This is a genomic window from Caballeronia sp. AZ1_KS37 (assembly GCF_023631165.1).
GTDB lineage: Bacteria > Pseudomonadota > Gammaproteobacteria > Burkholderiales > Burkholderiaceae > Caballeronia > Caballeronia zhejiangensis.
The window spans coordinates 1-24,958 of record NZ_JALQDP010000016.1 but is presented as its reverse complement, the minus strand read 5'-3'; the positions used below and the strand labels follow the sequence as shown (position 1 = coordinate 24,958).

Annotated in this window: 17 protein-coding genes and 2 pseudogenes; 8 read left to right on the top strand and 11 right to left on the bottom strand. The window is 58.5% G+C overall.

Annotated elements, in window-relative coordinates; all coding sequences use genetic code 11:
• Positions 1 to 201 precede the first annotated feature (201 nt).
• The 6 genes and pseudogenes from NCS00_RS11095 to NCS00_RS11075 form a co-directional block, all read left to right on the top strand.
• Positions 202 to 1,316, top strand: a pseudogene (locus NCS00_RS11095) (glutamine--fructose-6-phosphate aminotransferase); the annotation flags it as partial.
• A 958-nt stretch (positions 1,317 to 2,274) separates the two neighbouring features.
• Complete coding sequence (locus tag NCS00_RS11090; RefSeq protein ID WP_250440095.1) at positions 2,275 to 3,123, top strand: Stf0 family sulfotransferase; 849 nt, start codon at positions 2,275 to 2,277, stop codon at positions 3,121 to 3,123.
• Positions 3,124 to 4,069: 946 nt separating this feature from the next.
• Entirely contained in the window at positions 4,070 to 4,513 is a 444-nt protein-coding gene (locus tag NCS00_RS11085; RefSeq protein ID WP_250440094.1) for a type II toxin-antitoxin system VapC family toxin, read from the top strand.
• Positions 4,514 to 5,375: 862 nt separating this feature from the next.
• Positions 5,376 to 6,668: an integrase domain-containing protein gene (locus NCS00_RS11080; RefSeq protein WP_250440093.1), complete on the top strand. Its 1,293-nt coding sequence runs from the start codon at positions 5,376 to 5,378 to the stop codon at positions 6,666 to 6,668.
• A gap of 3,336 nt (positions 6,669 to 10,004) precedes the next feature.
• Positions 10,005 to 10,796: a nuclease-related domain-containing protein gene (locus NCS00_RS33485; protein ID WP_350029720.1), complete on the top strand. Its 792-nt coding sequence runs from the start codon at positions 10,005 to 10,007 to the stop codon at positions 10,794 to 10,796.
• 522 nt (positions 10,797 to 11,318) lie between these two features.
• Entirely contained in the window at positions 11,319 to 11,795 is a 477-nt protein-coding gene (locus tag NCS00_RS11075) for a hypothetical protein (RefSeq protein ID WP_250440091.1), read from the top strand.
• A 986-nt stretch (positions 11,796 to 12,781) separates the two neighbouring features.
• Here the strand turns inward: NCS00_RS11075 and NCS00_RS11070 are convergent.
• The 3 genes from NCS00_RS11070 to NCS00_RS11060 all read right to left on the bottom strand — a co-directional run bounded on the left by NCS00_RS11070 (position 12,782) and on the right by NCS00_RS11060 (position 14,402).
• Positions 12,782 to 13,009, bottom strand: a complete 228-nt coding sequence (locus NCS00_RS11070; protein WP_250440089.1) for a helix-turn-helix domain-containing protein — start codon at positions 13,007 to 13,009, stop codon at positions 12,782 to 12,784.
• 42 nt (positions 13,010 to 13,051) lie between these two features.
• Positions 13,052 to 13,183 carry an IS66 family insertion sequence element accessory protein TnpB gene (gene tnpB / locus NCS00_RS11065; protein WP_250440088.1) on the bottom strand — a complete coding sequence of 44 codons (132 nt, stop codon included), beginning with the start codon at positions 13,181 to 13,183 and terminating at the stop codon, positions 13,052 to 13,054.
• A gap of 625 nt (positions 13,184 to 13,808) precedes the next feature.
• Complete coding sequence (locus tag NCS00_RS11060) at positions 13,809 to 14,402, bottom strand: hypothetical protein (RefSeq protein ID WP_250440087.1); 594 nt, start codon at positions 14,400 to 14,402, stop codon at positions 13,809 to 13,811.
• A 375-nt stretch (positions 14,403 to 14,777) separates the two neighbouring features.
• On the opposite strand from NCS00_RS11060, the gene NCS00_RS11055 reads away from it, so the two are divergent.
• Positions 14,778 to 15,227 (top strand): GAF domain-containing protein, encoded by a 450-nt coding sequence (locus NCS00_RS11055; RefSeq protein ID WP_250440086.1) that lies wholly within the window; start codon positions 14,778 to 14,780, stop codon positions 15,225 to 15,227.
• Positions 15,228 to 15,695: 468 nt separating this feature from the next.
• On the opposite strand, the gene NCS00_RS33480 is transcribed toward NCS00_RS11055, so the two are convergent.
• Entirely contained in the window at positions 15,696 to 16,469 is a 774-nt protein-coding gene (locus tag NCS00_RS33480) for a helix-turn-helix transcriptional regulator (RefSeq protein WP_250440085.1), read from the bottom strand.
• A gap of 114 nt (positions 16,470 to 16,583) precedes the next feature.
• On the opposite strand from NCS00_RS33480, the gene NCS00_RS11045 reads away from it, so the two are divergent.
• Positions 16,584 to 17,663 (top strand): zinc-binding dehydrogenase, encoded by a 1,080-nt coding sequence (locus tag NCS00_RS11045; protein ID WP_250440084.1) that lies wholly within the window; start codon positions 16,584 to 16,586, stop codon positions 17,661 to 17,663.
• A 534-nt stretch (positions 17,664 to 18,197) separates the two neighbouring features.
• Here NCS00_RS11045 and NCS00_RS11040 read toward each other — a convergent pair.
• The 7 genes and pseudogenes from NCS00_RS11040 to NCS00_RS11010 all read right to left on the bottom strand — a co-directional run bounded on the left by NCS00_RS11040 (position 18,198) and on the right by NCS00_RS11010 (position 23,802).
• On the bottom strand, positions 18,198 to 18,689 hold the full coding sequence (locus NCS00_RS11040) for an RES family NAD+ phosphorylase (protein WP_250440173.1): 492 nt from the start codon (positions 18,687 to 18,689) through the stop codon (positions 18,198 to 18,200).
• 5 nt (positions 18,690 to 18,694) lie between these two features.
• Positions 18,695 to 19,225: an Xre family toxin-antitoxin system antitoxin gene (locus NCS00_RS11035; RefSeq protein WP_239295043.1), complete on the bottom strand. Its 531-nt coding sequence runs from the start codon at positions 19,223 to 19,225 to the stop codon at positions 18,695 to 18,697.
• 1,403 nt (positions 19,226 to 20,628) lie between these two features.
• Positions 20,629 to 21,351, bottom strand: a complete 723-nt coding sequence (gene arsH / locus NCS00_RS11030) for an arsenical resistance protein ArsH (RefSeq protein ID WP_350029719.1) — start codon at positions 21,349 to 21,351, stop codon at positions 20,629 to 20,631.
• A 30-nt stretch (positions 21,352 to 21,381) separates the two neighbouring features.
• Positions 21,382 to 22,452, bottom strand: a complete 1,071-nt coding sequence (arsB, locus tag NCS00_RS11025) for an ACR3 family arsenite efflux transporter (RefSeq protein ID WP_034474334.1) — start codon at positions 22,450 to 22,452, stop codon at positions 21,382 to 21,384.
• Positions 22,453 to 22,473: 21 nt separating this feature from the next.
• A pseudogene (locus tag NCS00_RS11020) lies at positions 22,474 to 22,966 on the bottom strand (arsenate reductase ArsC).
• Between the two features lie 23 nt (positions 22,967 to 22,989).
• The gene (locus NCS00_RS11015) at positions 22,990 to 23,466 is read right to left on the bottom strand and encodes an ArsI/CadI family heavy metal resistance metalloenzyme (RefSeq protein WP_008342563.1); all 477 of its coding nucleotides are present in this window, start codon (positions 23,464 to 23,466) and stop codon (positions 22,990 to 22,992) included.
• A gap of 12 nt (positions 23,467 to 23,478) precedes the next feature.
• Complete coding sequence (locus NCS00_RS11010; RefSeq protein ID WP_008342560.1) at positions 23,479 to 23,802, bottom strand: ArsR/SmtB family transcription factor; 324 nt, start codon at positions 23,800 to 23,802, stop codon at positions 23,479 to 23,481.
• Positions 23,803 to 24,958: the final 1,156 nt, after the last annotated feature.

The following is a 24,958-nucleotide window of genomic DNA, read 5'->3' as shown; positions in this document are numbered from 1 at the left end:
CGCATCGCGGGTCGAAGCGCTGCTGTAACCGTACCCCCGATCAATTCGACGGCATGCTCGCCGTCGACGTCGCCGCCCGCCGCGCCAGCGTCACGCGCGTCGTGCCGATGAGCAGCATTACTGTGCTTGGCCCGACGGCAATCGGACGTCGAAGAAGCTTTTTGGAAATGCAAGCCTCAAGAATAAAGGACCAAATGCGGAATTGTCGGCGCGGTAGCGCGACGTAACATCGTCCCGGTGCTGGTCGAAGGACTGCGCCGCCTCGAATATCGCGGCTTCGGCTCGTGCGGCGTGGCCTCTAAGCCACGGCGAGCCGCGCCGCGCGCGCAGCGTCGCGCGCGTGTCCGATCTCGACGCGCAAGTGCGCGATTCGGGCTAATCGGCATCGCGCACACGCGCTGGGCGACGCACAGCGCGCCCGTCACCGACAACGCGCACCCGATCTTCTCGCGCTGCACGGTGGCGCTCGTGCACAACGGCATCATCGAGAACTATGAGTCGTTGCGCGAGATGCTGAAGGGCAAGGGCTACGAGTTCGTCTCGCAGACGGACACCGAGGTCATCGCGCATGTGATTCACAACATGTATCGCGGCGATCTGTTCCAGACCGTGCGGGATGCCGTCAAGCAACTGCACGGCGCGTACGCGATCGCGGTGATGCACAAGGATCAGCCGCATACGGTCGTCGGCGCGCGTCAGGGTTCGCCGCTCTTCGTCGGCGCGGGCGAGGGCGAGAACTTCCTCGCGTCCGACGCGCTCGCACTCGCTGGCCGCACCGACCGTTTCGCGTTCCTCGAAGGAGGCGATGTCGTGGAGATCGGCCTCGACGGCGTGAAGATCGTCGCTCGCGAAGGCCGGCCCGCCGCGCGCCATCACGGACGCTATCCCTGAAGCCGATGAGTTCAGTCCGAGCCTGTTCGGCGACGGCGCCGCCGATGCGTTCTGCTTCACGCAACTGCGTCACTTGCCGGGAGCGCTGAACAGCGTGCTCGCGCTCGAACTGCAGATCATCTCGTGGTCGGAGCAGTTCGCGGCGCAAGGAGAATGCGCTGTTCCTCGGCCGCGGCCTGTGGTGACGGTCGCGCCGAACGACGCGCTGCTCGAAAAGCTGAAGTCGAACATGCAGGAAGTGCGCGCGCGGCGGAGAGTTGTATGTGTTCGCCGACGCAGATACGCGTATCGTCAGCGAAGACGGGATTCATGTGATCCGAATGCCGGAGCACGATGGCGCGCTGTCGCCGATCCTGCAGGTCGTGTCGTTGCGGCTGCTCGCGTATCACACGGGGTGTGCGCGCGCGACGGATCTAGATAAGCCAAGACATTTGGTTAAGTCGGTGACGGTGGAGCGAAAGCTGTCAGCTGGCTTGCTGATGACTATAGCTAGTGATTATTTGTTGCTCGGAAACAAAAAAAGCTTCTCGTCGCCCCCGCTAACGTGCGCCTCGACGGGCCGTCCAACCGAGGGTGGTGCCGGGGGCAAGCGCTAATGGGCAAGGCCAAAGGCTCTTTCCAATTTCGGCGCCGCACAGCTATGGAATCGTCTTTTTTTGCGCCGGCCTGTTTCCAACAAAATTCGGAGTTGCGCCGCGGAGGGACCCTATTGGTCGAGGGGTGATTTCGGGATCGCTGCCGCCCGGTACGCTCCGTCAGCCCGCACGGCCCGCTGACTCTTTGAGATGAACCCATTCGACGGAACCTCGCACCGGTGATACACCTCTATAAGCGCTTCCACGGGGTGACAGCTTATTAATTCGAGCAACCAACTGCTCGCGGATCAGAATCGCCGCCGAGCTTCCAGTCAACGTCCATTTGCGGACATCCTTTCATGACCTGGTTGTTTCTCTCGTCCAAGCTAGTTCTGGTAAAATTTATCGTCAGATCTCGCGTGATTCTTCGCTCCGGTGATCGACATAATCCCTTCAATCGGTCGATCAAGATGAGAGCGCGAGTTCGCATCAAATTTTAGCGCCACATGCGTATAAGCGAACTCTTTCGAAGGCACTCGCGACCGGAGTCGAATTGGTCGCATGCATCGTCCAAAGACGACATCTCAGTCGATAGCTGTCGAGGCAGGCATTGCCGGATGGGCGGGGGTGCAAGTCGCGCTTTAAGAGCGACGGTTGCACGACATGCAGCTTGGAGGATCAGATTTAGTCGAGAACGGCAATTTATCAGGAATTTGGGGTCGTTTCTTTATTGTTTAGAGTGACATGGCACGAGTATACTTACAGTCTGTAAAAGCGATTTTTACGTCCGCTTTTTGAAGGAGTCGTCATGATTAACAAGGTGGCTGAGGTATTTTCGCGTGATGCGGTGATCCACGATGCGATGCTGAGGAATTTAGCTACGGAGACACGACTTTACGCGATTTTCATTCTTCCGCGGACCGGCAGTACATGGCTAATGGAGATGGCCGAGAATTCAAAATTTCTGGGGACACCACAAGAATGGTTCAACGAGGGGTGGATTTACACGGAGGAGTTGGCAATGGGGTGCAGACCACCACGTCTTGTTGGTACAACAAGCGTCGATGAATACATCAGACGCACTGTAGCAGACTACCGTTCCGCAAGCGGAGTGATGGGTCTTCAGCTGTCGCCATATCAAACCCAATGCCTGTGCGAGATGCTTGAAAAACCGAAAGATGCGCTCGATATGGTAACTAAGTTCTACCTTCGACGTGAGAATCTGATTGCTCAGGCAATTTCACTCTTTCGAAGCGTAACGTCAGGATTGTTTCATAGTTATCAAGAGAGCCCAGTATTAAAAGCTCGCTTGGACGCCGTGGAGTATGACGGGACAGCCATTCAGACATGGTGCGAGCACATTGTGACCGGAGAGATTTTTTACGATGAGCTATTTACGCGTATGAATATTTCGCCTGCTCGCTTTACATATGAGGATGTCGTCGCAAAGCCTAGGGAAATATTATCGTGGTTAGCGGCACACATAGATCAAAACTTGAAGTCGGGCGAAATTGAAACCCAGGGTGGCAGAATGTCCAAGATGGGTGGCAAGACCAGTAGCGAGTGGGAGCAACGTTTCAGAGCCGAGCATGCACAATTTCTGGTCGATTTGGAAAACCGCCGCCCGCCGGTTGTCTCGGATTTTTTGGTCACTTAAACTCGACAACAGGACTGCCAGCTGACGAAGAAGGTTAGGCACGGGGAGCGTAATGCCGACCCCTTGCGATTTAGACGGCCAAGTCGGAAGCGTTCCAGTTCGGTCGGCGTTCGGGCTTCGCATTTGCCAGAGAATCGCTTCGTTGAAAGCCCGGTGCGAGCTCCAGCGACCAGAATGTCGAGATCCGTCGATAAATTGTTGTGCGTCGGCCTAGGCCGCATTGGCTTGGCCACGACCCGCCGCGCGAAGACTCGGTGGCGGCCTGCTTCAGGCGTTCTTGGTTATGCGCGACGAAGAAAGCAACGCGTCCTTATTGGCCCGGTCGCGGGCGCAAGCGATGTCGGACGTGACGCCCGCGATGACGAATCGCTGAAACGGCGACGGGCCAATGCGATTAATTGTTCTCATTGTTCTCTGCTCCGGCCTTTTTTCGCGTCGGCGCCGGGAATCCTCTGGCCCATAGCTGTTCGTTGGAGAAGCTCCTCGTTGCACCAATCTTTGGCACATGATCCGTGGACGATTCCGAACCCGGTTAGTCGCCCCTCGAAAAAGATTTTTTCCCGGTAACCGCTGCGTGATCAGATCAACCTGCAGCATCAGCTAGTCGGCTTGGCTGATCTGATCAACTGGGGCCGCTTGGGCCCCTGACGCAGCGACAATCACCTCGGCCGACCGGCCGAGATGTTTGTCGGTAAACCGGACTTCCTGCTTGACGCTATCCACCAAGACTAACCTCTCAAAGCTCATCGATGAGACGGTGAACGGCGGGCAGCCGCTCGTCATCGCGAAAGCGGGTAAGCCCGTTGGTCAAGGTTGTCAGGATCGGTACAGAAGCGGAGGAACCCCGCAGGCGTATTGGATCCATGAAAGGGCGACTGAAGGTGCCTGCTGACTTCGTTACGATGGATGCGGACGAGATTGCTGACATGTTCGAGGGCAAGACGAAGTGAAGCTTCTTCTCGATACTCATCTTCTCATCTGGGCGGCGAGCGATGATCCAGCGCTGCCGAGCAAGCGCGCAGCTGATCGAAGATCCGACCAACACGCCTTTACGTTAGTGTCCAGAGTAACCTGGGAGATCGTCATCAATCGCTCGCTCCGACGTCCCGATTTTCAACTCGATGCCCGCATGTTCCGAACGAACCTTCTTGACGCCGGTTACAAGGAGCTTTCGATCGAGGCTCATCACGCCCTCAAGATGCTTCAGCTTCCGCCGATTCACAGCGATCCGTCTGACCGGATGCTAGTCGCTCAGGCGATATCGGAAGGAATCGTGCTTTTACGCACGATGACATCGTGCGGCAGTACGATTCTGCCCCGGTGCAGTACGTCTAATCGCTTCGACCAACGCAAGCAGGATCGTCAAGACCATCACCCGATCAGGTGTTAGCCGGCGTTGACAGGAATGTCCCCGTAACGCTTGAGCGCCGCTAGAAGCGCACCAATCGGCATGAGCGCGAACTCGGCCCACACGATGAGACCGGTGAGCATGAGACCGACGATCGTTAAAATGAACAGCCCAACATTTCGACTCGTATTTAGCCGCTGAGCTGCGTTGTATGGGCATTGAAAGACAACTATCGAAAGGCGCATTGATATTGCGAGCTTTTCGTCAACCCTCGCGCTCCGAAGGGCCTAATATCCTAATCCACCTATCGCGTCACCGACGCATCGACCCGAGTGCAGCGCACTCCATTTGTACATACCTTCGCGCTCGATGAGCGCAATCTTCTTGTCCGGCAGCTTTGCTACCCACCAAGCTGGCCACGTCTTGCGGAAACTGAGTCCCATCAGAACCGCATGAACGCTAGCCTTTCCAGCAAAACGCAAAACCTCATCGACTGAGAACAACCTCGCAAGGACAGTGCGAACGTCTACTTTCCTTTCGTCTCCGGCAATCACGCCAAGCCTGACTCACGCGGTCCCACATCGAGGCGACCGTGATGAACAAGCTCTCGAGACGGGAAATCACTTGCACCATGAGTGCGGATTTCTTGATCTTTTCTGTCGGCCCGCGCAGCCGAAAACAAAATGCGCAACAAGAATTGCTTGGCTCGACAGGCTTTCGCCTGCGGTCAAGTAGCCGTGCTTCGGATTCGTCCGGAGTAGGGATCATCGGGTCGCAGTGCTTCCCTGCGCCGGGTGAATCGAAAATCTGATCTCTAAGATCCCGGAAAGCAAAGCGTGCAGTATTCCAACCACCCCGGGACGTTCTCCTGATAGGTGAGAACGTCGCTTTTCATGCGACAGCTGTGAAAATCCAACTTAACTTTTCGGCACTGTTGGACAACGCCGGGCTGCCACAGCGGCTCACGAAAGAACTCACCGAACTCTTTCAACACAACCTAACCAAAGCACACAGCAAGACCCGCGTGACCTCCAACGCGATTTCCATCAAGACCCAGACGTACCGCGTGCGACATCTCATCGCCGGCTTTCGCGAACTACGAAAGGGCGGATTTGCGCTTCAGTCGCCGTGGAACCTCTCGGAAAAGCACATCGCCTATCTCGTTAAGCTCTGGGTCACCGAGAAGGAGCAGGCGCCGGGCACCGTCGAAAACAAGCTCACCTACTGGCGAACACTCGCCGCGTGGATGAAAAAGCATCAACTCGTGGGAACCGTCGATGACTACATGAAGCGGCCGGACGGATACCGCCGCTACTATGTGGCTCAGGAAGATAAGTCCTGGGAAGCGGCCAACGTCGACGTTAATGACACGATCTCTCGACTTTGCGAGTGCGATCGCTGGGTCGCAATCCAGGTCGAGTTGCAGGCCACCTTTGGGCTGCGTGCACAGGAAAGCATGCTCTTGCGTCCCCTGCAGTGTTTGCGCGTATCAGGCCACCTGCATGTCATCGACGGCACGAAGGGTGGGCGGCCCAGGCTCGTGCCGATTGATGCCGAGTGGCAATATGACGTTCTGATCCGCGCGGCAAGGCTTGCCAACCCACGCACGGGGTCGATGATTCCAGAGCCGTGGTCATTAAAGAAGTGGTATCGCCATTTCTACCATGTCCTGCAAAAGGAGGGCATCACCCGCGGCGGCTTGGGCGTCACGGTGCATGGACTACGCCATGCGTACCTCCAGAGAATGTACGAGCAAATTACCGGGGTACCGGCACCCATCAAGCGGCCCGACCATCGACCCGATCCAGAGATTCATCAGCGGGCCATGCAACAGTTAGTGGAAGCCGCTGGACATAGTCTCGCAGCAAAGGCAACGGCATACATCTCTACATTTGCCACGGCCGAGCGCCTATCGCGACCCGTGATCACGCCTGAACAGGTGATTGCCGCCCTTAAGGGCGCGAATGGCGTCAAATCGGAAGCCGCGAAGAGCTTGAACATCTCGAGGCAAGCGCTTTATCGCCTTCTCGCGAAGTGCGGAGGAATTCAACCCGCTGCAACGGCAGGCTCCGCCGTCGCGCACGCTGTCCCTGCGCAAGCGTGCCTCGGCGATGACACGCCTAGCGAGCATCGCGGTGCGTCCCTCGACGATCCGGCGCGTGGTCAGTTGTCGTTGCTCGGCGATCTACCGGGCTGATATCCTTCTCGCAAACCGATGGCCTCGATCTCGCCAAATGCCATCGCCGCGTGCGCTTGACTCCCAGCGGCGACCATCTCGCTCTAGGCAGTGTCGGAGCACGTCCGAAGGTTCCTGATCTAAGCGATTTCGGGCGATGAGTGCAAAGGCCGTTCCGTCCGTCGCCTCTTCGTCGAGCGCGGATAAACCCGCGCGGAGACGCGTCTAAGCCTCTAAAGTTTCGTTTTCGCGATTATCAGTGATACGGCGCGCCGATCGTTCGCGCAAAGGCACCTGTGAGAGATGGCGAATCCATAATACGGAAAGTGCCGAATAAGGGAGGTGTAAATATTCGGCACGTTTTAGGATTGGGCTCCAACGGCAGTCTCCGTCCTCGCGCAGTTTGTATCCGCGCGAACGTGCCTCGGTGGTTACCCGCCTAGCGAACGTCGCGGCGTGTTCTTCGACGATCAGGCGCCCGGTCAGGTGTCGTTTCTCGGCGATCTACCGGGCTAACCTCCATTTCGCAAATCGATGACCTGTGTTTAGTAGGTGCTACCGCGGCGTGCGCTTTACGCCCAGCGGCGGCCATCTCGTCTAGGAAATGACGGAGCGCGCCGGAAGTAACCTTGGTCCAAGCAAGTTCGAGCGATAAGCGCAGTCTGGGTAACACCCGTTCGAAGACCGTTCCGCCGTTGCCTCCTCGATGAGGCGCCGCATACCGCGCCAGAAGACGCGCCTGGCGTCTAAAGTTTGATTTGCGCAAAGAAAACAGTGAAATGGGCGATTTCATAATACGGAAAGTGTGCCGAATAAGGGGGTGGTGAATATTCGGCACACTTTGTAACAAGGCTTTCTCGCAGTGAATTCAGTGCTTTAGATTTTCTCGTCGACCCAGTGGGACGCTCTCCGGGTAGCGTCCCTCGTGGTCGCCAGCTTTTCTGAAACTACTGGACGGCGACATAGGACTTCGCGCTGGCGCATGCCCCAGTCGAACGCAAGGAATTTAAGTATGGAGGAATTAATCTTGTAAAGAAGGCTCCGCCGGCGCACGATGTGCCCACGCAAGCGTGCCTCGGTGATTATGCCCATAGCGAACATCGCGGTGGGTCCTTCGACGATCCGGCTCGTGGTCAGTTGTCGTTGCCCGGGATCTACCGGGCTAGCATCCATGTTTAAAACCGAGGCCTCGATTTCCCACGTGCCACCGCGGCGTGCGTCTTACGCCCAACGGCGGCCATCTTGTCTAGCCTTGGCGGAGAACGTCTGAACAATCCGGGCCAAGCGATCTCAGGCGAAGGGTGCGATCTGGAACGCTTGTCGCCAAATGAGAGGAGTTCCCACCAGCTTCTTTGGCATGCCTATTGAGAGACCGTTCCGGCCGTTGCCTCCTAGCCGGGAGCGACCCGCGCACGCGTCTGCGCGGAGCCTTCGATCCGCTGAGCAGTCCTGTCAGCGAAGCCCAGGCCACGAGGGACGCTCTCCGAGAGCGTCCCATTGCGGCTGAGCATTTGGTTAGTGCTCTGAATTCAAGAGAAAAAAAGCGTGTTACAAAATGAGCCGGATATTCACACCCCCTTATTCGGCTCACTTTTCGCATTATGGAATGGCTGATTCCACGGTTTCGGTCCGGAAACCAAAATTCGACTCCGGAAGCGTCTGTTGGCGCGGGAGCGCGGGAGTTTTTCATTTGCCATTAAATCGGGATAACAGATCGCCGAACAAAAAAGACCTGAGGAGCCGAAGAGACGCAGCGAAGAAGAAGGCGTTGTTCGTGGGGCGCGATTGCCTACTCGCGCGGTAAAGCGCAACTCTTCCGTGACGAGCCGTCGCATTCCGTAATATGAAAAAGCTTGTCGAGTAGGGGGTGTGAATATTCGGCAAGTTTGCCATGGTCGTTCTTGCGCTCACGAACGAAGCCGATCCGAAACAGTGCCGCGATTTCTGTCGCATCCCGTTCGCACCGGTACCGCAGTGGCCGATAGCGCACCTTTATCAAGAAATTAAGAAGCGGCGTGGGAATATCATGATATTCGTCGAACCGGTGAACCTGTTACGAGCGTATCGCTTTCAGACGACGGAATCCGCGTTGCTTTCAGAACGGGCCCGAAGCGGTAAGTGACGGCGGTCACTGTGTGCCGTTTCCCCGGGTGCCGGCTTTCGGTACACCCATGCGCTGAATAGGCGCTCTCCCATTAACCAAATCTGGGAGGCGTGAGGTCCATCCATCTCGTCAGAACCAGCGTCGTCCCGCGCCGTCCCGAGTGACTGATTTCGCCGTTCGCTTCCATGCGTTTGAAATGCGGTGTACACATTGGCGGAGACTGTCAGCTTACCGTCGAGCTCTGCTACTTTGAGCAACAAAAAGAACACACCAAGCACGCGACTGTCGCTTAATGCGTTCGTACCCGCCAACGAGAAATTTAGTATACAAATCGTGTAGAGCGTAAAGGCGGCCGCGGTTTTTTTGCCACTCGGCGCGGTAGGTACTGTGATCTCCAAGCGAGTCGTGGCGGCTGCCGCTTTCGTCCGTGTCTCTGCTCCTCACAGGGGAGCATACAGACGTAATGACCCTGCCTGCATGGCGTGGCGGGGAGCTTTCTTCCTGTATCTGCTTCAGGTCACAGCCTCGCCTTGACTTCTCGCTGTCGCGGGCATGCTGGTTTTGTTCAAACCAGTTCTCCGCCGCTATGCCGACAACGAAACGTCTGTGTCATCCGCCACCAGCACAACGAGCGCACAGCGCCGCTCCTAAGCAGCGTATTTCGCGCCTTATGTGGTCTCGAGCGCGCACGCGCGACCCGATGCGCGCGATGCGCCCTCGCGCTGGTGGAGCGAAAGCATGCGTGCGATGAAACGGCAACCCACCGCGACGTCTGAAGCATGGGAGCTGAAGCGACCTTCACGGTTCGCGGACGCTGAATTGACACACCTCGAAAGCGTGATACGCCACCTGCTAAGCGCGAATGCAGCGCCCATGCCGCTTTACCTAGACCGGTCTTACTGGCTCAGGCGGCTCGAGCGTCTAGAGAAAGAAACCTGCCTGGTCCCCGCGCAGATGAAGCGCCTAGGCGCCCTTCGAAACCATCTGATTGCAGAGGCATCATGTCGCCGGGAATGTGCGTAACCGTTCACTCATTGAAACGCGCTCAACCGAACGTATCACGCGGCAATCTGACTCACACGCCGCAATCGACTGCGCGCGACGGTGGTTCCATAACCAGGACGCCAAGCAATCTTCGACGTCACGATGCCTATCGCTCAATGTTCTTTGCTGGGTTGGAGCGAGCCAGGCCAACTTAGCAAAGCGTCGTCCTTCAACATTCAGCGCTCTGCGATGACTGATTAATTACCGCAATGAACCAACCACGAGAACACGAAATGAGAGATCCAATTCATAAACGAGAATCCGCGTTCCGTTCGTTAAACGATCGAATGCAAAGCGGCGCCGATCACCTCGCTCATCTGCAAAAGCACGATTCAGTCTCGGGCTCGCGCCGTCGGCGCGTCTGCCGCTGGTTGCGCCGTCGCATCGCGCCCATATTCGGCTGCGTGTGTGAGAGCCAAGTGCACTTTCGTGAAGACGTGATCCTCGAACATGCGCCGGGCACCGCAAACGCGACGACATTGGTCCATTGCCTTGCCCTTACACCTTTCGGCGTTTTCGTCGTCAACTACTACGATTGGAGGGGCGAGGTTAGGCCCGGGACCAACGACGATGAGCTCTTGGTGATTGATGACTTGGGCGGGGTCACGGTGCACACGTCGCCTCTACGGCGCGCAAAGCCGGCACTGCGTTATCTACGGTCGGTGCTCTCTCAACACGATTGTCCGGTCGAGAGCATAGCCATATTTTCTGAGGCGGAGTGTCGCCTCCATCCGACGGCACCGGACGGCGTTCTAGCGTTGTCCGATTTACATTACTTCTTGCGCTTGAGATTGCTCAATTTTCGCGCAACGCATACACGCTATCTCGACGCAGCGCGACTTGATAGCCATATATCTCGGACATGCGATATGCCGGCGAAGCCAGTCACGCTGTCGATTACCGGGCGGTGCTCGCCCTTCGCTCAAGAACAAGACGGTACCGCGACGGAGAATCGGAGCGGAAACACAACGAAAGCGATGGCGAAACGTGGTCAAGAGTAGGGCAGGCACAGCGTCGATCCAACTCGGGCAACGCATTGCCACAAGAACTATCCAGACCTCCGTTGCGAACAGAACTCGGCGCGGGCCCGAGCAAAACCGGAAAGACTGCGTTTTTTAGAAGCTTTGCACCTCACGGAGAATGGCTGTCGGCCTATATTGAACTCACTCACCGCGTTTTAACGCATCGACATGTCAGGCAGGCGGGCTCTGCTCGCCCGTCACCAGGTCTTCATCTCTCAATCCCAGCGGAATTAAGGACACGCTTGCCCACGCAGCGCGTCCGACGTAGCGCCACCATTGTCGGTCGCGTTCTTGATGCCGACTCGTCGAACCGGACGTTTATCGACGGCGACGATTCGCGTGCCGCTACGCCTCTAGTTTATTTCCATCGTGTCTGCGCTTGAGGGCCGATGGGCGCATCTGATCGCGACGCGCATACCGCCGCCATCGTTGTTTTTAACCGTTGTAGTCCGCTTTCGGCATAACGCTGAAGGCAAACACTTTTCAACCTAAGGAGGTTTTATGAAAGTCGCTTTATTGGAAGTCCGTTATTCAGGCGGTCTGGAGCTGACCGATCATGTCGTGGTGCAGACGTCATCTCGTCTCACCCTGTCGCCGCGGCTAAGTGCGTTGCTCGGCATCCTAGAGACGTCGGAGCGACAGATCAGTATGAGCGTCAAAGTAGATGGGGTCAGCTACCGAGTCGAACGCAAACAGAACGGTGAATATTTCGTAGGCGCGAGGCTAAGCATTCGCGAGCGCTGCTTGTCCAAACTGCGACTCATTGAAGCGCCGAGTGAGTCTCAACGGCGGCTTAATGGACAATTTGCACACTTGTTGAGCGCCTGGGCGCTTATCGGTGCAGGCTATTTGGTCTACACGACGAAGACTTGGGACTTGCGCGTAGTCATTGAAACACTTTTGCTTTGCTTCGCATCGTTGACGTTGTTCGTGGTCGGGCACATTTGCTTTTCGGATGTTCATAGGCCGGATCGCTGACCGTGTAGTTCGGCATCGAGGCCATTGGGTTCTCGGATCATCGATATAGGCCGATTGATAGCCGACGCACGCCGTCAGCGCGTCTGCAATTTTTCGTTGAGTGCAAGCCGCGGCGTACGACGCGGCTTGCCTCAATCATTCAACACGAAATCCACCCTCAGGGCGCTGCACGGCCTGCAGAAGCAACTCGGAGGTGCGTACGGCCCAGGCGAACTAACGGCTCGTTCCGAGGCACGCAAGTCAGTGGACCTAGCACAGGTCGCTTCTAGCGTGGGTTGCCGATCACATCGATCGGGGAACACAAGAGCGGACGAATCTCACACATTTCAGTACGCATGTCCCCGTATCCTATTCAGACGGCCAGTTTCTAGTTCGGAGTACCAACGGATGACACGAGTAGAAAACAGGTCAAGTGACCACGCGTATCAAACGGCGCCGCCCGAGCGCGCACGAGAAATAGTAATGGCCGCAAAGATGGCTTCCGCAGTAACAATCGAGGGGCGAGAAATCGTCGCGGACGAATTCGCCTCTCTCGCTGAAACGAAAGCGTTGAAATGAAGCATTGCGGCGCTGCTGTCTCTTACTTGCCGCCACACGCGCGCGTGAACGGAGGTAAGGTGAACTGAGTGAAAGAATACTTCCGCCTGCTTCCGAAAGGCACCCACGAAAAAGCGTCCGTCTTCGATGGCCAGCAACCGCCATCACAGGAAACGCATGTCGCCGATCGACTACCTTTGCGCCGCTTACCGCCTGGGCGCAAAGCTCGCACCGCAAATCGCTGTGGTGCTCGCCTTGGCCGCCATTCTCACCTATCACGCTAGGAGCAGCCGGTCGTAGGATTGGCTCTTGAATTGACCGAAAAGCGCGGGACTAAACCCACAGGCCATATCACTGATATGGCGCTTTGTGCTGGTCCCTCTCCGCTAACCCTCTGACACGAAACGAGAACTCCAAAATTTTCGCGTGTGACAAGTGGGGACTTTCTGCTATTTGTCACACTCAGGGCTTCGCTCGAGCATTCGATACACGCTTTGCCTTGAGATCCGAAGGAAGTTTGCGGCAGCCTTTTTGTTTCCGTTGAACATTACGATGGCATCACGGACCTGGTCGAGGGTGACGCCGGGCGCTTCTTCCTGCTGCACCCTATGCGTCGATAGATCCGCGTTTGCAATGGATGGCCGGCTGTCGCCTGCCGCTTCGACCACCTGACGCATGGCCTCCTCGTGCTGCGCCTTCGGCGCAATTTCGCCGTATCTTTACACGGCGCGGGCGAGCGGGTCCATCTGCATCGAGTCGTCGACGAGGGCGGCAAGGGTGTCAATGCCACAACGGAGGTCGATTGCCTCGCGGTAGAGATTGACCCTCGGGTCATCGGCGAAGCGCAGCATCAGCGACTCCTCAGCGCGCCGATCATCGCCGTGAGCGGCGCCGAATCTTATTGGCCACATTAGAGTTCAAGACTCATTCCGTTGGGCAACTGCGCCATCAGGCGTGAGGGCAACGGCGGGCGGTGCGAGAGCCGCCTTGCTTCGCGTCGCGTGGAGGCTGGCAAGGCTTCAAACCTCACTGCCCCGGAAGGTGCGAGCCCTACGACCGGCACGAACACCGGCACCCGGACGTCAAGAGGCCTCTCCGCGCGGTGGCATTCTAGTCCGTGCTCGCGCTGCACCCGTTTAGGCAACTGGTTGGCGTTACGCCAGCCTTGACGGCCAGCTTGAACACAGACGTTCCCGGTCTTTGGCATGCCTCGATCAACCGGCGCTTGCCCTCTGGATCAAAGCAGGGCGGGCCGCCTTCATCGATATGCGTGACTTTGAGAGGGAGGAAATCAAGATCGTCTGGGGTCATGTTTGCGTCCGCAAGTTATGGCTGCGGACACAAACTTGACCCTCCTCAGTTGGGTTCGCCAGATGCGGAGGAATTACCGCTAACGAAGAACGGAATCATGCATGTGTCGGATCGTTCGCACGCAAGTAGCAGCGGGCAGTGCAAGGCTGCTCCATCATTTACCAATTATCTTCTTCGCCGTTCTTTCTCACCGAGGATGGCGCAACGGAGCCGGTATGCGCTTCTCTCAATAGCGAGCGTCGCCGTTACCAACGCCTGCGTTAGGAAGTCGCGCCGGGCGGTCGCTTGGGCGGTAGTGTGCGCCTGGGGCGTCTCACCATATTCGACAGATAGCTCAGGCATCGTCGGTTCTTTTGTCGAACTCATCGCGCTTGCCTTGCAATCAGGGACGATTGCTACCAAAGACGCGGCGGTCTCACGCTGTGAGCCGGCTCCTGCCACGTCGGCCGTGCATTCGAACTGCCTTCGGTCTTCGTCGCAACCGCCTGTCTCGGAGAAGAGGCGCGCAGGGTTAATCGACAATGAACTTCGCTCAGCCCCGGATTGAATCACCCGCGGCGCGACACTGGTGCCTGCCGCACCGGAGGGCGCAGTCGGCGCTATCTGACTGATCGGACCGCTGTTGCGCAGCGCGTCCTCGGCGAGGCGCTTAAGTAGCGCCGCTCGTTGCCTTGGATTTGAGACGGCAGACACGGCGCGAAACAAGTCTGGCGTGACAAACTCGTTGATCGTTATCTTTATTTCCAATGAAGTCGTCATTGTGGTCATTCCGACATAGCGCTTCCTCGCTTGCATCAAACTTGCTCGCACGACGCAGTAAGAAAGCGCTCGAGTTGAAGATGTAGTGATTTGCCGCAGCATTGATCTGTGGTCACGACGCTGCGGGTAAATGTCGCATTCCAAGTAGGGGCGTGGCGTCTGTTAGCACGGGAAAGGAATATTCATTACCCTAGTGACTTCTAGTGCTTCAAAGCTTACCGGTCGTTCGTGGGGTGGGGCAGTGCGAGTTGGTTCCGTGCCGTCGAAGCGGCTCTTCTGGTTCCCGTGGCTGATAGGCAGTCCAGGCTCAACCGATCAAGTCCACTGTACCGGGGTACGGGCGCATGCGAGCAAGCGAAAGCTCTCGAAAATGGGGTGGCTTTTAATTTCGTCCCTTCTCGCCGTCGTTCGTGGGCGCTGGTGTCTGCGCTGGGAACGGCTTCGACCGGAACGGCATTTGAGCGCAACATCGAGCCACTCGCCACCGCACCGTTTGCTACAGCGGAGTATGGCGATTGGATCGTGACCGCTTTCAAGGCCGGAAAGCCGCTAATAATTGACGACATGGTCACCGACGTTCGATTCGACGAGTCGAAGAGAGCCGCACACCTCGGACTTGGGATCCAGGCGGAGGCCGCGCTGCCGCTGCTTAGCAACGGCAACCTAGTCGCGATGCTTGTCGTGCATTCCGCCGCTCCGCGCGCGTGGTCAGAGCGGGATCTGAACAGGTTACGCGCGGTTGCCGAGCGCACTTGGGCCGCGGCGGGGCGAGCGCATCTCAACACCTCGCGCGACGCCAAGCTGGACGCAGCGTTCAGGGAGTGACTACTCTAAGAATCGAAGTGTATGGGTCAATCCCGCGACCTCGAATAGGGGCAATGGTCGCAGGCTGTGAGTTGGGTGACCCGGGCAGTTGCAGTCTCGCCGAGCGAGGCCGCAAAGGGTCAGCAGTGCTCCAGGCTGCCGACGTTAGACTCAGTCCGACTTAGTGTCGGCTCAGGCCGCATCCGCCCCCCGGAATACTGTCGTGGATGACCGGACCACTCGGTTAGCCGCCGTTGCGTCCCACACAGCACGACCGGCTGTTGTGGGTTGCGTGCCGCCGATCGCTGTCAAGCAGAGGGCGGCCATGAACGGACGCTCGGCTTCCGACCACAAATCGTCGACGAGCGCCTAGCGACGAAAAACACGCGGGGCAATTACCCCGTCCCATGTCTTCGGTGGCTCGAGCGTATCCGATAGTCGGCTTTACTGGCCTCACTATGCTGACGCGCCGAGTGTAGGGAACTCGATTCACGCAGGCGTGTAGATGGAAAGTTTCAACGCAGGGTCGTCGTTCGCCTGAAACGTCGCGTAGTCATAGCATTGCGCGCCGCGCTCCGGATGGGTCAGCACCTTCTGCCCGGACGCGCCCCCACGAACATCGTGCGCGTTCCACCATTTCGCGAACTCGGTGCTGTGCGCGCGGAGTCGTTCGACCAGTTCGACAAAGGCCGGATCGTCGGCATAAAGATCATGCGTTGCGCGAAACAACGCGATCATGCGACGCGCCTCGTTGGCCCAAGTCGCGCCGAAAAGCCGGCGCGAGTCCGGTTCGATAAACATGAACACCAAAATGTTGCAATCCGCTTCGGCGAGACGGTCGAAGCCGAGAAGAGTGGCCGCTGCTGCATTCCAGGCCAGCAGATCCCACCGCTTGCCCGTGACATAAGCGGGAAGCTCGAGTGTCGCGATCAGATTTGCGATGGGTCTCGGCACGCTCTCGCGAGTGAAGGGCTGCCTATCGCCGCTGCGCGCCAGTGCGCGCAGATGCGCCGCCTCGACTTTGCCGAGCCGCAGAGCGCGAGCCAGCGCTTCGAGCGTGGTATCGGACGGACTTACTGTGCGGCCCTGCTCAAGCCGCACATACCAGTCCACGCCGATGCCCGCGAGTTCGGCAACTTCCTCGCGACGCAAACCGGGCGTGCGACGCCGCCGCACGTTATTAAGTCCCACCGATTCGGGACTTAGCTTCTCCCGCCGTGAGCGTAGGAAATTCCCAAATTCGCTTCGGCTCGCTTTTGTCACGACCGTCCTCCCTCCGCAAGCAGGTACGCAGGAATCCCAGGATAGTACTAGGCCTTGTTACGGATTCTAAGCCCGCCAGAATGGCCTTGTCCGCCACCATCAAAGGAAACTCCTATGAAAGCAGCGATTCTGAAGACACTCGGCGAGCCGCTTGCGATTGAAGACCTACCCGATCCTTCTTTGGGCACAGGCGAAGTCATCGTGGACGTCGTTGCCGCGCCAGTACTGTCGTATGCGCGAGAAGTGTTCAGCGGCGAGCGCCGCTACGCGATCGAATTGCCGATCGTCCCTGGCTGCGGGGCAATCGGGCGCGTGCGTGCGTTCGGCCCAGACGCTACGCATCTCAAAACAGGCGATTGGGTTTTCTGCGATCCAACCGTTCGCTCACGCGACGACGCGCTCACGCCCGACATTACATTGCAGGGCTGGAGTGCACGCGGCGACGGCGGCCTGCGACTCGCGCGCCATTTCCACCACGGCCCATTCGCAGCACAAATGCGCGTGCCAACCGAGAACGCCATTCGGATTGGTGAAATTGATACCGCCGACGCAGCAAGATGGTGCGCGCTCAACACCATGCTGGTTCCGTACGGCGGGCTGCTTGCGTCGAATATGCAGGCTGGCGAGACATTGCTTGTGAGCGGAGCGACCGGCAACTTCGGCAGCGCGTGCGTAGCGGTTGCCCTCGCAATGGGTGTGCGCTGCGTGGTCACGCCGGGCCGCAATGAGCGCGTGCTCGCGGATCTGCAAAGGCGCTTCGGCGAACGCATCCGTACAGTGAGGCTGACTGGCAACGAGGACGACGATCGGGAACGGATGCGTGCGGCTGCCGGAGCCCCTGTCGACTGTGTAATGGACCTGCTGCCGCCGTCTGCGACCACGAGGACGGTGCGCGCGGCAGTGATGGCCGTGCGGCCCTACGGACGTGTCGTGTTGATGGGCGGTGTCGGCATGCTCGGCGGCGACGGTCTCGACTTGCCTTACCCGTGGATCATGCGCAACGACATCACCGTGCGGGGCAAATGGATGTATCCGCCAGAAGCGGTCACGCTTATGACTGGCCTGATTCGTGGTGGTCTGCTCGATCTCAAGCACTTCGACGTGACGCCCTTCAAGCTAGACGACGTGAATCAAGCCATCAGTCATGCTGCGATGAATGGCGGCCCGTTCAGGATGACGGTCGTCCATCCATGAACCCTGCGGTTCTAGCGCTTCGGTCACGCGAGGCCAGCGCGCCGGCTTGCTTCAAACGACGCACGCCTGACCAATGTGACTGGAACTGGGTTGACGAGGATCTTGCTGCGAGGAATTTCTGATCCAAAATCTATGGCAAAGCGAAATTAGAGAGGCGACTGGCGACAATGGCCACTTGCAGAGCTGCGTGAAACGGCCGGTTTTGAGAAAGTCGATTGACCGATCGGGGGCGTAAGTGTTAGTTCGCTGACGGCGGTAGCTGCTGTGCCGTCGCGCGACGTCGGCACGGTCAGCAATCCACCGGGGTGCAGACGCTAAACACGACCGACCTCGATGTCCGCAATGGCCGAGCCGCGTTCTTTCGTCGTGAGGAAAGGTTTCGTTCAGGCATTGCACCTGTCCTTTTGAGCAAGTTCAACACGTGCGAAAGTGCAGGAGTTCGGCGCTCCTGCTCTTCTCAGCCCGATTTCGTACTGAACGGGCAACAGGACGCTTACCTGGGCGATTGCGCAACACCGAAACTCAATCCCCGGGCTAGCGGATCATCGTTAGCCGAGGATCGAGCGCAAAGCGTTCGTGGTTCTTCAAGGCGAGTTGGTCTGATGCTGAAGCAACGTTGATCAGCAAATTCCAAGAATGTTTGCTGACGGTACTCGGGACTAAGGCGAGCGGGCTTGCAGCCAACAGCGCGTCGCCGAATTTCTGTTGATTTGGACTGACGGCACCCGGGCTCAACCAGTGCGGATTTGGAACCTCGCAAGGAAGGAGGACTTTGATCGGCGTGGTTCCGAGTTCAATCTCTAGTAGTCGATGGGGCACGCTATCCAACACGTCGAAGCCCTTGTGCACAGCAACTTCCAATATCGTAGTAGCAGGGTCCAGTGAGGCATAGATCACTCGTTGTCCGGGCGACGACCACCGTCCTCCAACGAGAAAAGCGCCTTCGGCCGTGTTCCAGGTAGGGAAGTGCTTCTCTCGTTCGAGGCGCCAAACGGTTAGTGCGCTCGTCCCAAGCCCCGCCGGCAAAGGCGTCAAGAGTACACCCCGTAGTCCATACGGGTGAGCAGTGTCTTCACCAATTCCGCACCCCCGGAGCTTTGCAACAGTTCGACCGGCCGACGCTGATCGAGCCCGATCGCGGGCTGCGATAGCCATCGCTCTGCGGCTTCCTTCGATCCGAGGACATCAATCGCCTGTTCGGTAATGCAAGCAAGCCTGAGTAGCCGATCCGTGGCATTGCTGTCGAGCAGGCGGCTTTCGTCTTTGCCGCGCTGCAGGGTTCGCTCACTCACGCCGATTGCGAGCAGTAACGCTTCACGCGAGACGACACCATACTCATCGATCATTTCGCGCGCGAGGGCCACTGGTAGACCCCTTGTTACGACGTCGTGAGCCTGTAACGGGGTCATATCAGCAACTCTTGCCATGTCCCCGAACTGTGACGTCCCGTTGCTTACATATGGTCCGAACGAAGAAATGCGGGTTTGGATCGCAAGGACGAGGCTCCGAAACGGCTTTCCCGTTTCGCTGTCGCGGACTGTCCGCTTCATCTCGATCTCCATGCTGCCACGTGTCTCCACATTTTACGCCACGTGGCGAAATTTTCACATTTCTCTATCGCCGCTATTACGGGTGGGCGCTTCCGTAGAAAAATTGCCATAGTCTGGATAGGGGGCGACGATGCTCCGAGCGACCGTCAGGTGCAGATTACATTTCTGCGGGAATCCAATGACAAAGGTCTCACGGCGACGTCGTCGCGGCGCTTGCGGAGCGCTTCATCGGCTTGCGCGTGTTGACCGTAGGATGCTGTGGCCATGCGACCGCAGCCCCGCGATTGGGTCCGATTGCGTGCGATTGCGTGCGATCCCGTGCTGACGGCCGGCGACTGAGCGTGACCACGTGACAGATATCTAAATATAACTATCCCGTTGTAGTTAGACGCAACCATCGGCCTGCCGATGTCGGAGGGTCAGCTCTCCGCGATGACGAACGTCGATATTAAGCTATCCTATGAAAAGTTGATAGAAACAGCTATGTCATTGTTCGGCGGAGGTAAGGTAGGGTTACAAAGCCCCGTCCGCTAGATCGGCGCGCTTTTACTTGCTCCGCCCAGTTGACCAACTGGCGGCGGAAGATCCCGCCAGGTTCAAATCTGTCGGCTCGTTCGGCAAAAACCGTCTAACCGATTCACCCAAGAACGGCGGGCTGGCCCCCGATACAGCGTGACCGGTTCGTCGCGTGGTAGATCAGGCATGACGTGTTCGTCGGGTGGACTTTCGGTAGATATGCAGCCGGACGCAATTCCGACACGACTCTGACGAGTTCTTCATTGGGGCGCTGCGTCCGCGAACGGAATGAAAGTTGCCCGTTGTAATCTTCCTCCTCGGTGGTACTGCTTTTTTCCCTCGACGACCTTCAACACCTTCAACATCGTGGTAGCAGACACCGGACACACGCCTCGGAACTGGCTGGATGCCAGCAGAGGCGAGGCACTTCGGTGCGCGCAACGGGTGCAAAGCCTTGACCAGCAAAATAGTGCTCAGCCGTTGTCGTTAGCAACACTACCGATCGAACCGCCCGCGTCCGGCACGCTGCCAGCAAATGGGCGATGATGGTTTCGCCGAGACCGAAACCACAGGCGTCCCGTGCAACAACGATCGAGCGCATGAGAGCGAACTCGCCGTGATATTCGACGCAGCCACACGCGATGGTCGCAGATGGATCTACTCCTACGAGGAAATTGGTTAGGTGCTTCGCAACGCCGACCGTAGGCAATTCGTTGGCTTCGAGCAATGCCTCTATCGCGGCGAGGTCGGTTGCAACTGCTATCGAAGATGCATGATGCAGGTCCTGTGTGCCAGTGAGTCTCAACAGCCGGAAGAATTTCACAGAGACGCGGAGCATTCGACAGCATGCGAATGGGCGGCGCGACGCTGAACGCGAGTGGCGACTGGAACCGCTCGCATCAGATACCCGATTGATTCACGCGCTTCATCAGTTCCTCAGCGCTCTCTTTGCGTTCGCTGTACCGGTCTACGAGGTATGGACCGATGTCGCGCGTCAGCAGCGTGAATTTGACCAGTTCCTCCATCACGTCAACGACGCGATCGAAATACGCTGAAGGTTTCATGCGGCCGGCTTCGTCGAACTCCATGAACGCCTTGGCCACCGACGACTGGTTGGGGATGGTCAGCATGCGCATCCACCGTCCGAGGACACGCATCTGGTTGACGGCGTTGAACGACTGAGAGCCGCCGCTGACCTGCATCACGGCGAGCGTCTTGCCCTGGGTGGGCCGCACCGCCCCGACCGAAAGCCGAATCCAGTCGATCTGCGCCTTCATGATGCCAGTCATCGCGCCGTGCCGCTCCGGCGAGCACCAGACCATGCCTTCCGACCACAGCACCAGCTCGCGCAGCTCGGCCACCTTGGGATGGTTGTCCGGCGCGTCGTCCGGCAGCGGCAGGCCGCTCGGATTGAATTTGCGTACTTCGGCACCCATCGCCGTGAGCAGGCGTGCGGCTTCTTCACTCAGCAGGCGGCTGAAGGAGCGCTCGCGCAGCGAACCATAGAGCAGCAGGATGCGCGGCTGATGGGGCGACGCCTTCGCAGCCTGCAGTCGATTGATATCGGGCACGCGAAACAGGGCGGGGTTCACCTGTGGGAGATCAGTAGCGAGATCGGACACGTTTGCCCTCTGTGATCGTTTCGTTATTCGTCAGGCGCACTCGTACCAGTCCTTTGAGCGGTTCACAATGCGCACCACGAGCAGCATGACGGGTACTTCGATCAGCACGCCCACGACGGTCGCGAGCGTAGCCCCTGAATTGAAGCCGAACAGACCGATTGCCGTGGCGACGGCCAGTTCGAAGAAGTTCGACGCGCCAATCAGCGCCGACGGACAGGCAATGTTGTGCTTTTCGCCGACCGCGCGATTGAGCCCATATGCAAGGGCCGAGTTGAAGAACACCTGGATCAGGATCGGCACAGCGAGCAGCACGATGACGAGCGGCTGCTTCAGGATGGCTTCGCCCTGGAACCCGAAGAGCAGCACCAGCGTCGCCAGTAATGCTGTGATGGACCACGGGCCGATCTTTGCCAACGCGGCATCGAACGCGGCCTGCGCCCTAACGAGGAGCACCTTGCGCAGGATCTGCGCGAGGACGACCGGAATCACGATGTAGAGCACGACGCACGTGAGCAGCGTCGCCCACGGCACCGTGATCGCGGAAATGCCGAGCAGCAGGCCGACGAGCGGCGCAAAGGCGACCACCATGATGCTGTCGTTCAGCGCGACCTGTGAGAGCGTGAACAGAGGATCGCCGCCGGTCAGCCGGCTCCAGACAAAGACCATCGCCGTGCAGGGCGCGGCGGCAAGCAGGATCAGGCCCGCGACGTAACTGTCGAGTTGCTCTGCAGGCAGCATTGGCGCGAACAGGTGCTTGATGAAGAGCCACGCGAGCAGCGCCATCGAGAACGGTTTGATCAGCCAGTTCACGACGAGCGTGACGCCGATGCCCTTAACGTGCTGGCGCACCTCGTGCAGCGAGCCGAAGTCGACCTTGACGAGCATCGGGATGATCATCACCCAGATCAGCAGGCCGACCGGCAGATTGACGTGCGCATATCCCATCCGGCCGATTGCCTCGAAGACACCAGGCAGGACCTGTCCAAGCAGAATGCCCGCGACGATGCACAGCGCGACCCAGACGGTCAGGTATCGCTCGAAGAAGCTGATGGCCAGTTTCGCGGGCGGCTTCCCCGAAGCGGCAACATTGGGGGTGTTCATGGGCGACTCGATGGAAAGGGTTCAGCTCTGAAGGATGTCGTTCAGCGCCTGCGGCAGTTGGGCGTTGTCCAGCCGCTCCAGAGCGAGCGCGAGCAGTTGCAGCGTGCGGTAGCCGATCGCTTCGCGCGTGAGTTCGAACGTCTGCCGCTTGCCTTCATCGCCGCCCGGCGCGTTCGCCGGATCGGCGTAGCCCCAGTGAACCTTGACGGGGCTGCCCGGCCAGAACGGACACGGTTCGGCCGCAGCGCTGTCGCAGACCGTGATGACGATGCGCATCTGCGGCGCGCCGTCCTGCGCGAATTCATCCCAGCTTTTGCTGCGATAGCCTTGCATGTCGATACCTGCGGTCGTCAGCGCTTCGAGCGCGAACGGATTGATGCGGCCGCTCGGGGCGCTGCCCGCGCTGTACGCGCGGACGTCCTTGCCGAGCTTCTTCCCAATGGTTCAGCATGCCTTCGGATAGCACGCTGCGCGCAGAATTGTGGGTGCAGAGAATCAATACGTTCGTGGTCATGGGGCTATCAGCGGACAGCGTAGTCAGCAACAGGCCGAGCCGGCAGGCTTCACAGCAATGCGAATTGGTTTGCCGCTCGGAGCCCGGCAGGACGTTGCCCCTGACGACGCCGAAGTCTTCCGGCTCTCGCCATATACGGGCGCGCCGTCCAGCGTATGGAAGTGTTCCCAGGCAATACCCTGCGGATCGAGAACCCAGTGCTTGTCGCTGCGCGCATAACAGCAGGTGGTTTCGCCCTGATCGAGCAGGGCCAGGTCCGCGGCCTCGGCCCTCTTCGCGAGTTCGGCAAGCTCGGCGGCGGCGTCCACCTGGAAGCCGAGGTGATCCACGCCGACTTTCGTGCCTCGCGTCGAGATCGCAAAGTTCACGCGGGGATCGTCCAGCATCCATTTCGCGTAGTCGGCCTCGACGCGCGCCGGTTCGGCGGCGAGCAGTTTCGAATAGAACGCGACACTGGCTGCGATGTCGTCAACGTGGACGTGGATGTGAAACCGCTTCATGGTGGTTCTCCATCACAATTTGCATGAGGCCGCGCCAGGTCCAAGGCAAGGCTGCCCTTGACAGCAGTTTTCGGTCAGAAAGCCAAGCACCGCGCTCATCTGATCATAGACGGCCCGATAGATCAGGCTGCGCCCGTCGCGCTCCTGCGTGACGAGGCCAGCGTGCATCAGTTCCTTCAGGTGAAAGGAGAGCGTCGCGTTTGGAACGTCGAGCTGGTCCGCCATGGCGCCCGGCGTCAAGCCGGTTGGACCCGCGACGACCAGCATTCGGAACACACGCAGGCGTAGTTCGTGGGCAAGCGCTGCAAGGGCGCGAATAACGTCTTTATCTTCCATATTTCCAATATATTCGAAATATTGCAAGGAAGCAAGTCGCTTCGGCAGTTCACCGGGGCAATGACGACTATCGTTTTGCGAGCGGGTCTGGCCGGTACAGTGGGTCGACGGGCAGTTCAGGATCGCCTCCGCCCGAAACGCGAGCGCCGGCAGTAGCTGACTCCGTATGCAAATCGCATCTGACACTCATCGGCCACGAGCTGACGTTCGCAACTATTGCCACGGCATTCAGATGGCCCGATCTGCCCGCAATTAGACGCCCGATGGGCACAACTCTGTTGCTCCGTCTCCTACTGAATCGCGAGGTGAGCCAATTTATGGCGCCTTAGCGCTGCTCGCACGTACTCGCGGCGGACCCTTCACAACGGCCGCAGCATCGGTCAACATAAGAGGAACGGGCTATGGCTAACGTCCAAACGCTGGACGAAAGTAGTGGCCGGTGGGCCAATTGTCGGATCGCTCGTATGAATCTGAGTGGCGCTTTGATAGGACCGGCCAAGGAGCTATGGAAGACCATGTTGGCAACGCGTGCGTTTTTTTTAGACGGAACCGGCGAGTTGGGAGAAAACGTCGCATGATCGCAGGCTGGCCTAATTCGCAATGAAGGCCATGACATGATGGCGTCGCGTGCACGTGACTCGCACGACGCGCCCACACGGCTGACGTCATGAAACTAGTCAGCGGATTTCATCGGGGGCCGCAGCGTCTAAGGCTGCAACAAGCCCGGATATAGTGGAATGGCCTCGTCCCACCTTCGATGCGTGAATGCAAATGATCGCCATCAGAGGGTATGGCAGTATGAGCACTCCCTGATCCACGTATGAGCGGAGGCCGTCATGAGCGTCTCGTTGCTGAGCATCGATCTGGCAAAAAGCATCTTCCAGCTGTACGGCGTCGACGAGCGAGGCCACCCGGTGTTGAGCCGGCGAGTCAGCCGCAGCAAGCTCCTCGAAGTAGTCGTTGCTCTACCCTGTTGCCGATCGTGATGGAAGCTTGTGGTGGGGCGCACTACTGCATTGCATCATTGAATTGGCACCCCAAGTGTGTTCAGATGCAGGTCATGGGCAAAATGAATCTGACCGATACCGAACGCGAGCAACTGCTGTCGGCGGCGCGCAGCCGAACGGTGCGTGCGGCGGACGTACGACGCGCGAAG

Excerpts from the sequence above, each read along its gene's own strand:
- NCS00_RS11035 (WP_239295043.1), bottom strand. The coding sequence starts at position 19,225 with ATGGAGATCGAGATGAAGCGGACAGTCCGCGACAGCGAAACGGGAAAG.
- NCS00_RS11070 (WP_250440089.1), bottom strand. The coding sequence starts at position 13,009 with ATGCGTCAGGTGGTCGAAGCGGCAGGCGACAGCCGGCCATCCATTGCA.
- NCS00_RS11090 (WP_250440095.1), top strand. The coding sequence starts at position 2,275 with ATGATTAACAAGGTGGCTGAGGTATTTTCGCGTGATGCGGTGATCCAC.
- NCS00_RS11075 (WP_250440091.1), top strand. The coding sequence starts at position 11,319 with ATGAAAGTCGCTTTATTGGAAGTCCGTTATTCAGGCGGTCTGGAGCTG.
- NCS00_RS33485 (WP_350029720.1), top strand. The coding sequence starts at position 10,005 with ATGAACCAACCACGAGAACACGAAATGAGAGATCCAATTCATAAACGA.
- arsB (WP_034474334.1), bottom strand. The coding sequence starts at position 22,452 with ATGAACACCCCCAATGTTGCCGCTTCGGGGAAGCCGCCCGCGAAACTG.
- NCS00_RS11015 (WP_008342563.1), bottom strand. The coding sequence starts at position 23,466 with ATGAAGCGGTTTCACATCCACGTCCACGTTGACGACATCGCAGCCAGT.
- NCS00_RS11045 (WP_250440084.1), top strand. The coding sequence starts at position 16,584 with ATGAAAGCAGCGATTCTGAAGACACTCGGCGAGCCGCTTGCGATTGAA.
- tnpB (WP_250440088.1), bottom strand. The coding sequence starts at position 13,183 with ATGCTGCGCTTCGCCGATGACCCGAGGGTCAATCTCTACCGCGAGGCA.
- NCS00_RS11060 (WP_250440087.1), bottom strand. The coding sequence starts at position 14,402 with ATGACGACTTCATTGGAAATAAAGATAACGATCAACGAGTTTGTCACG.
- NCS00_RS11010 (WP_008342560.1), bottom strand. The coding sequence starts at position 23,802 with ATGGAAGATAAAGACGTTATTCGCGCCCTTGCAGCGCTTGCCCACGAA.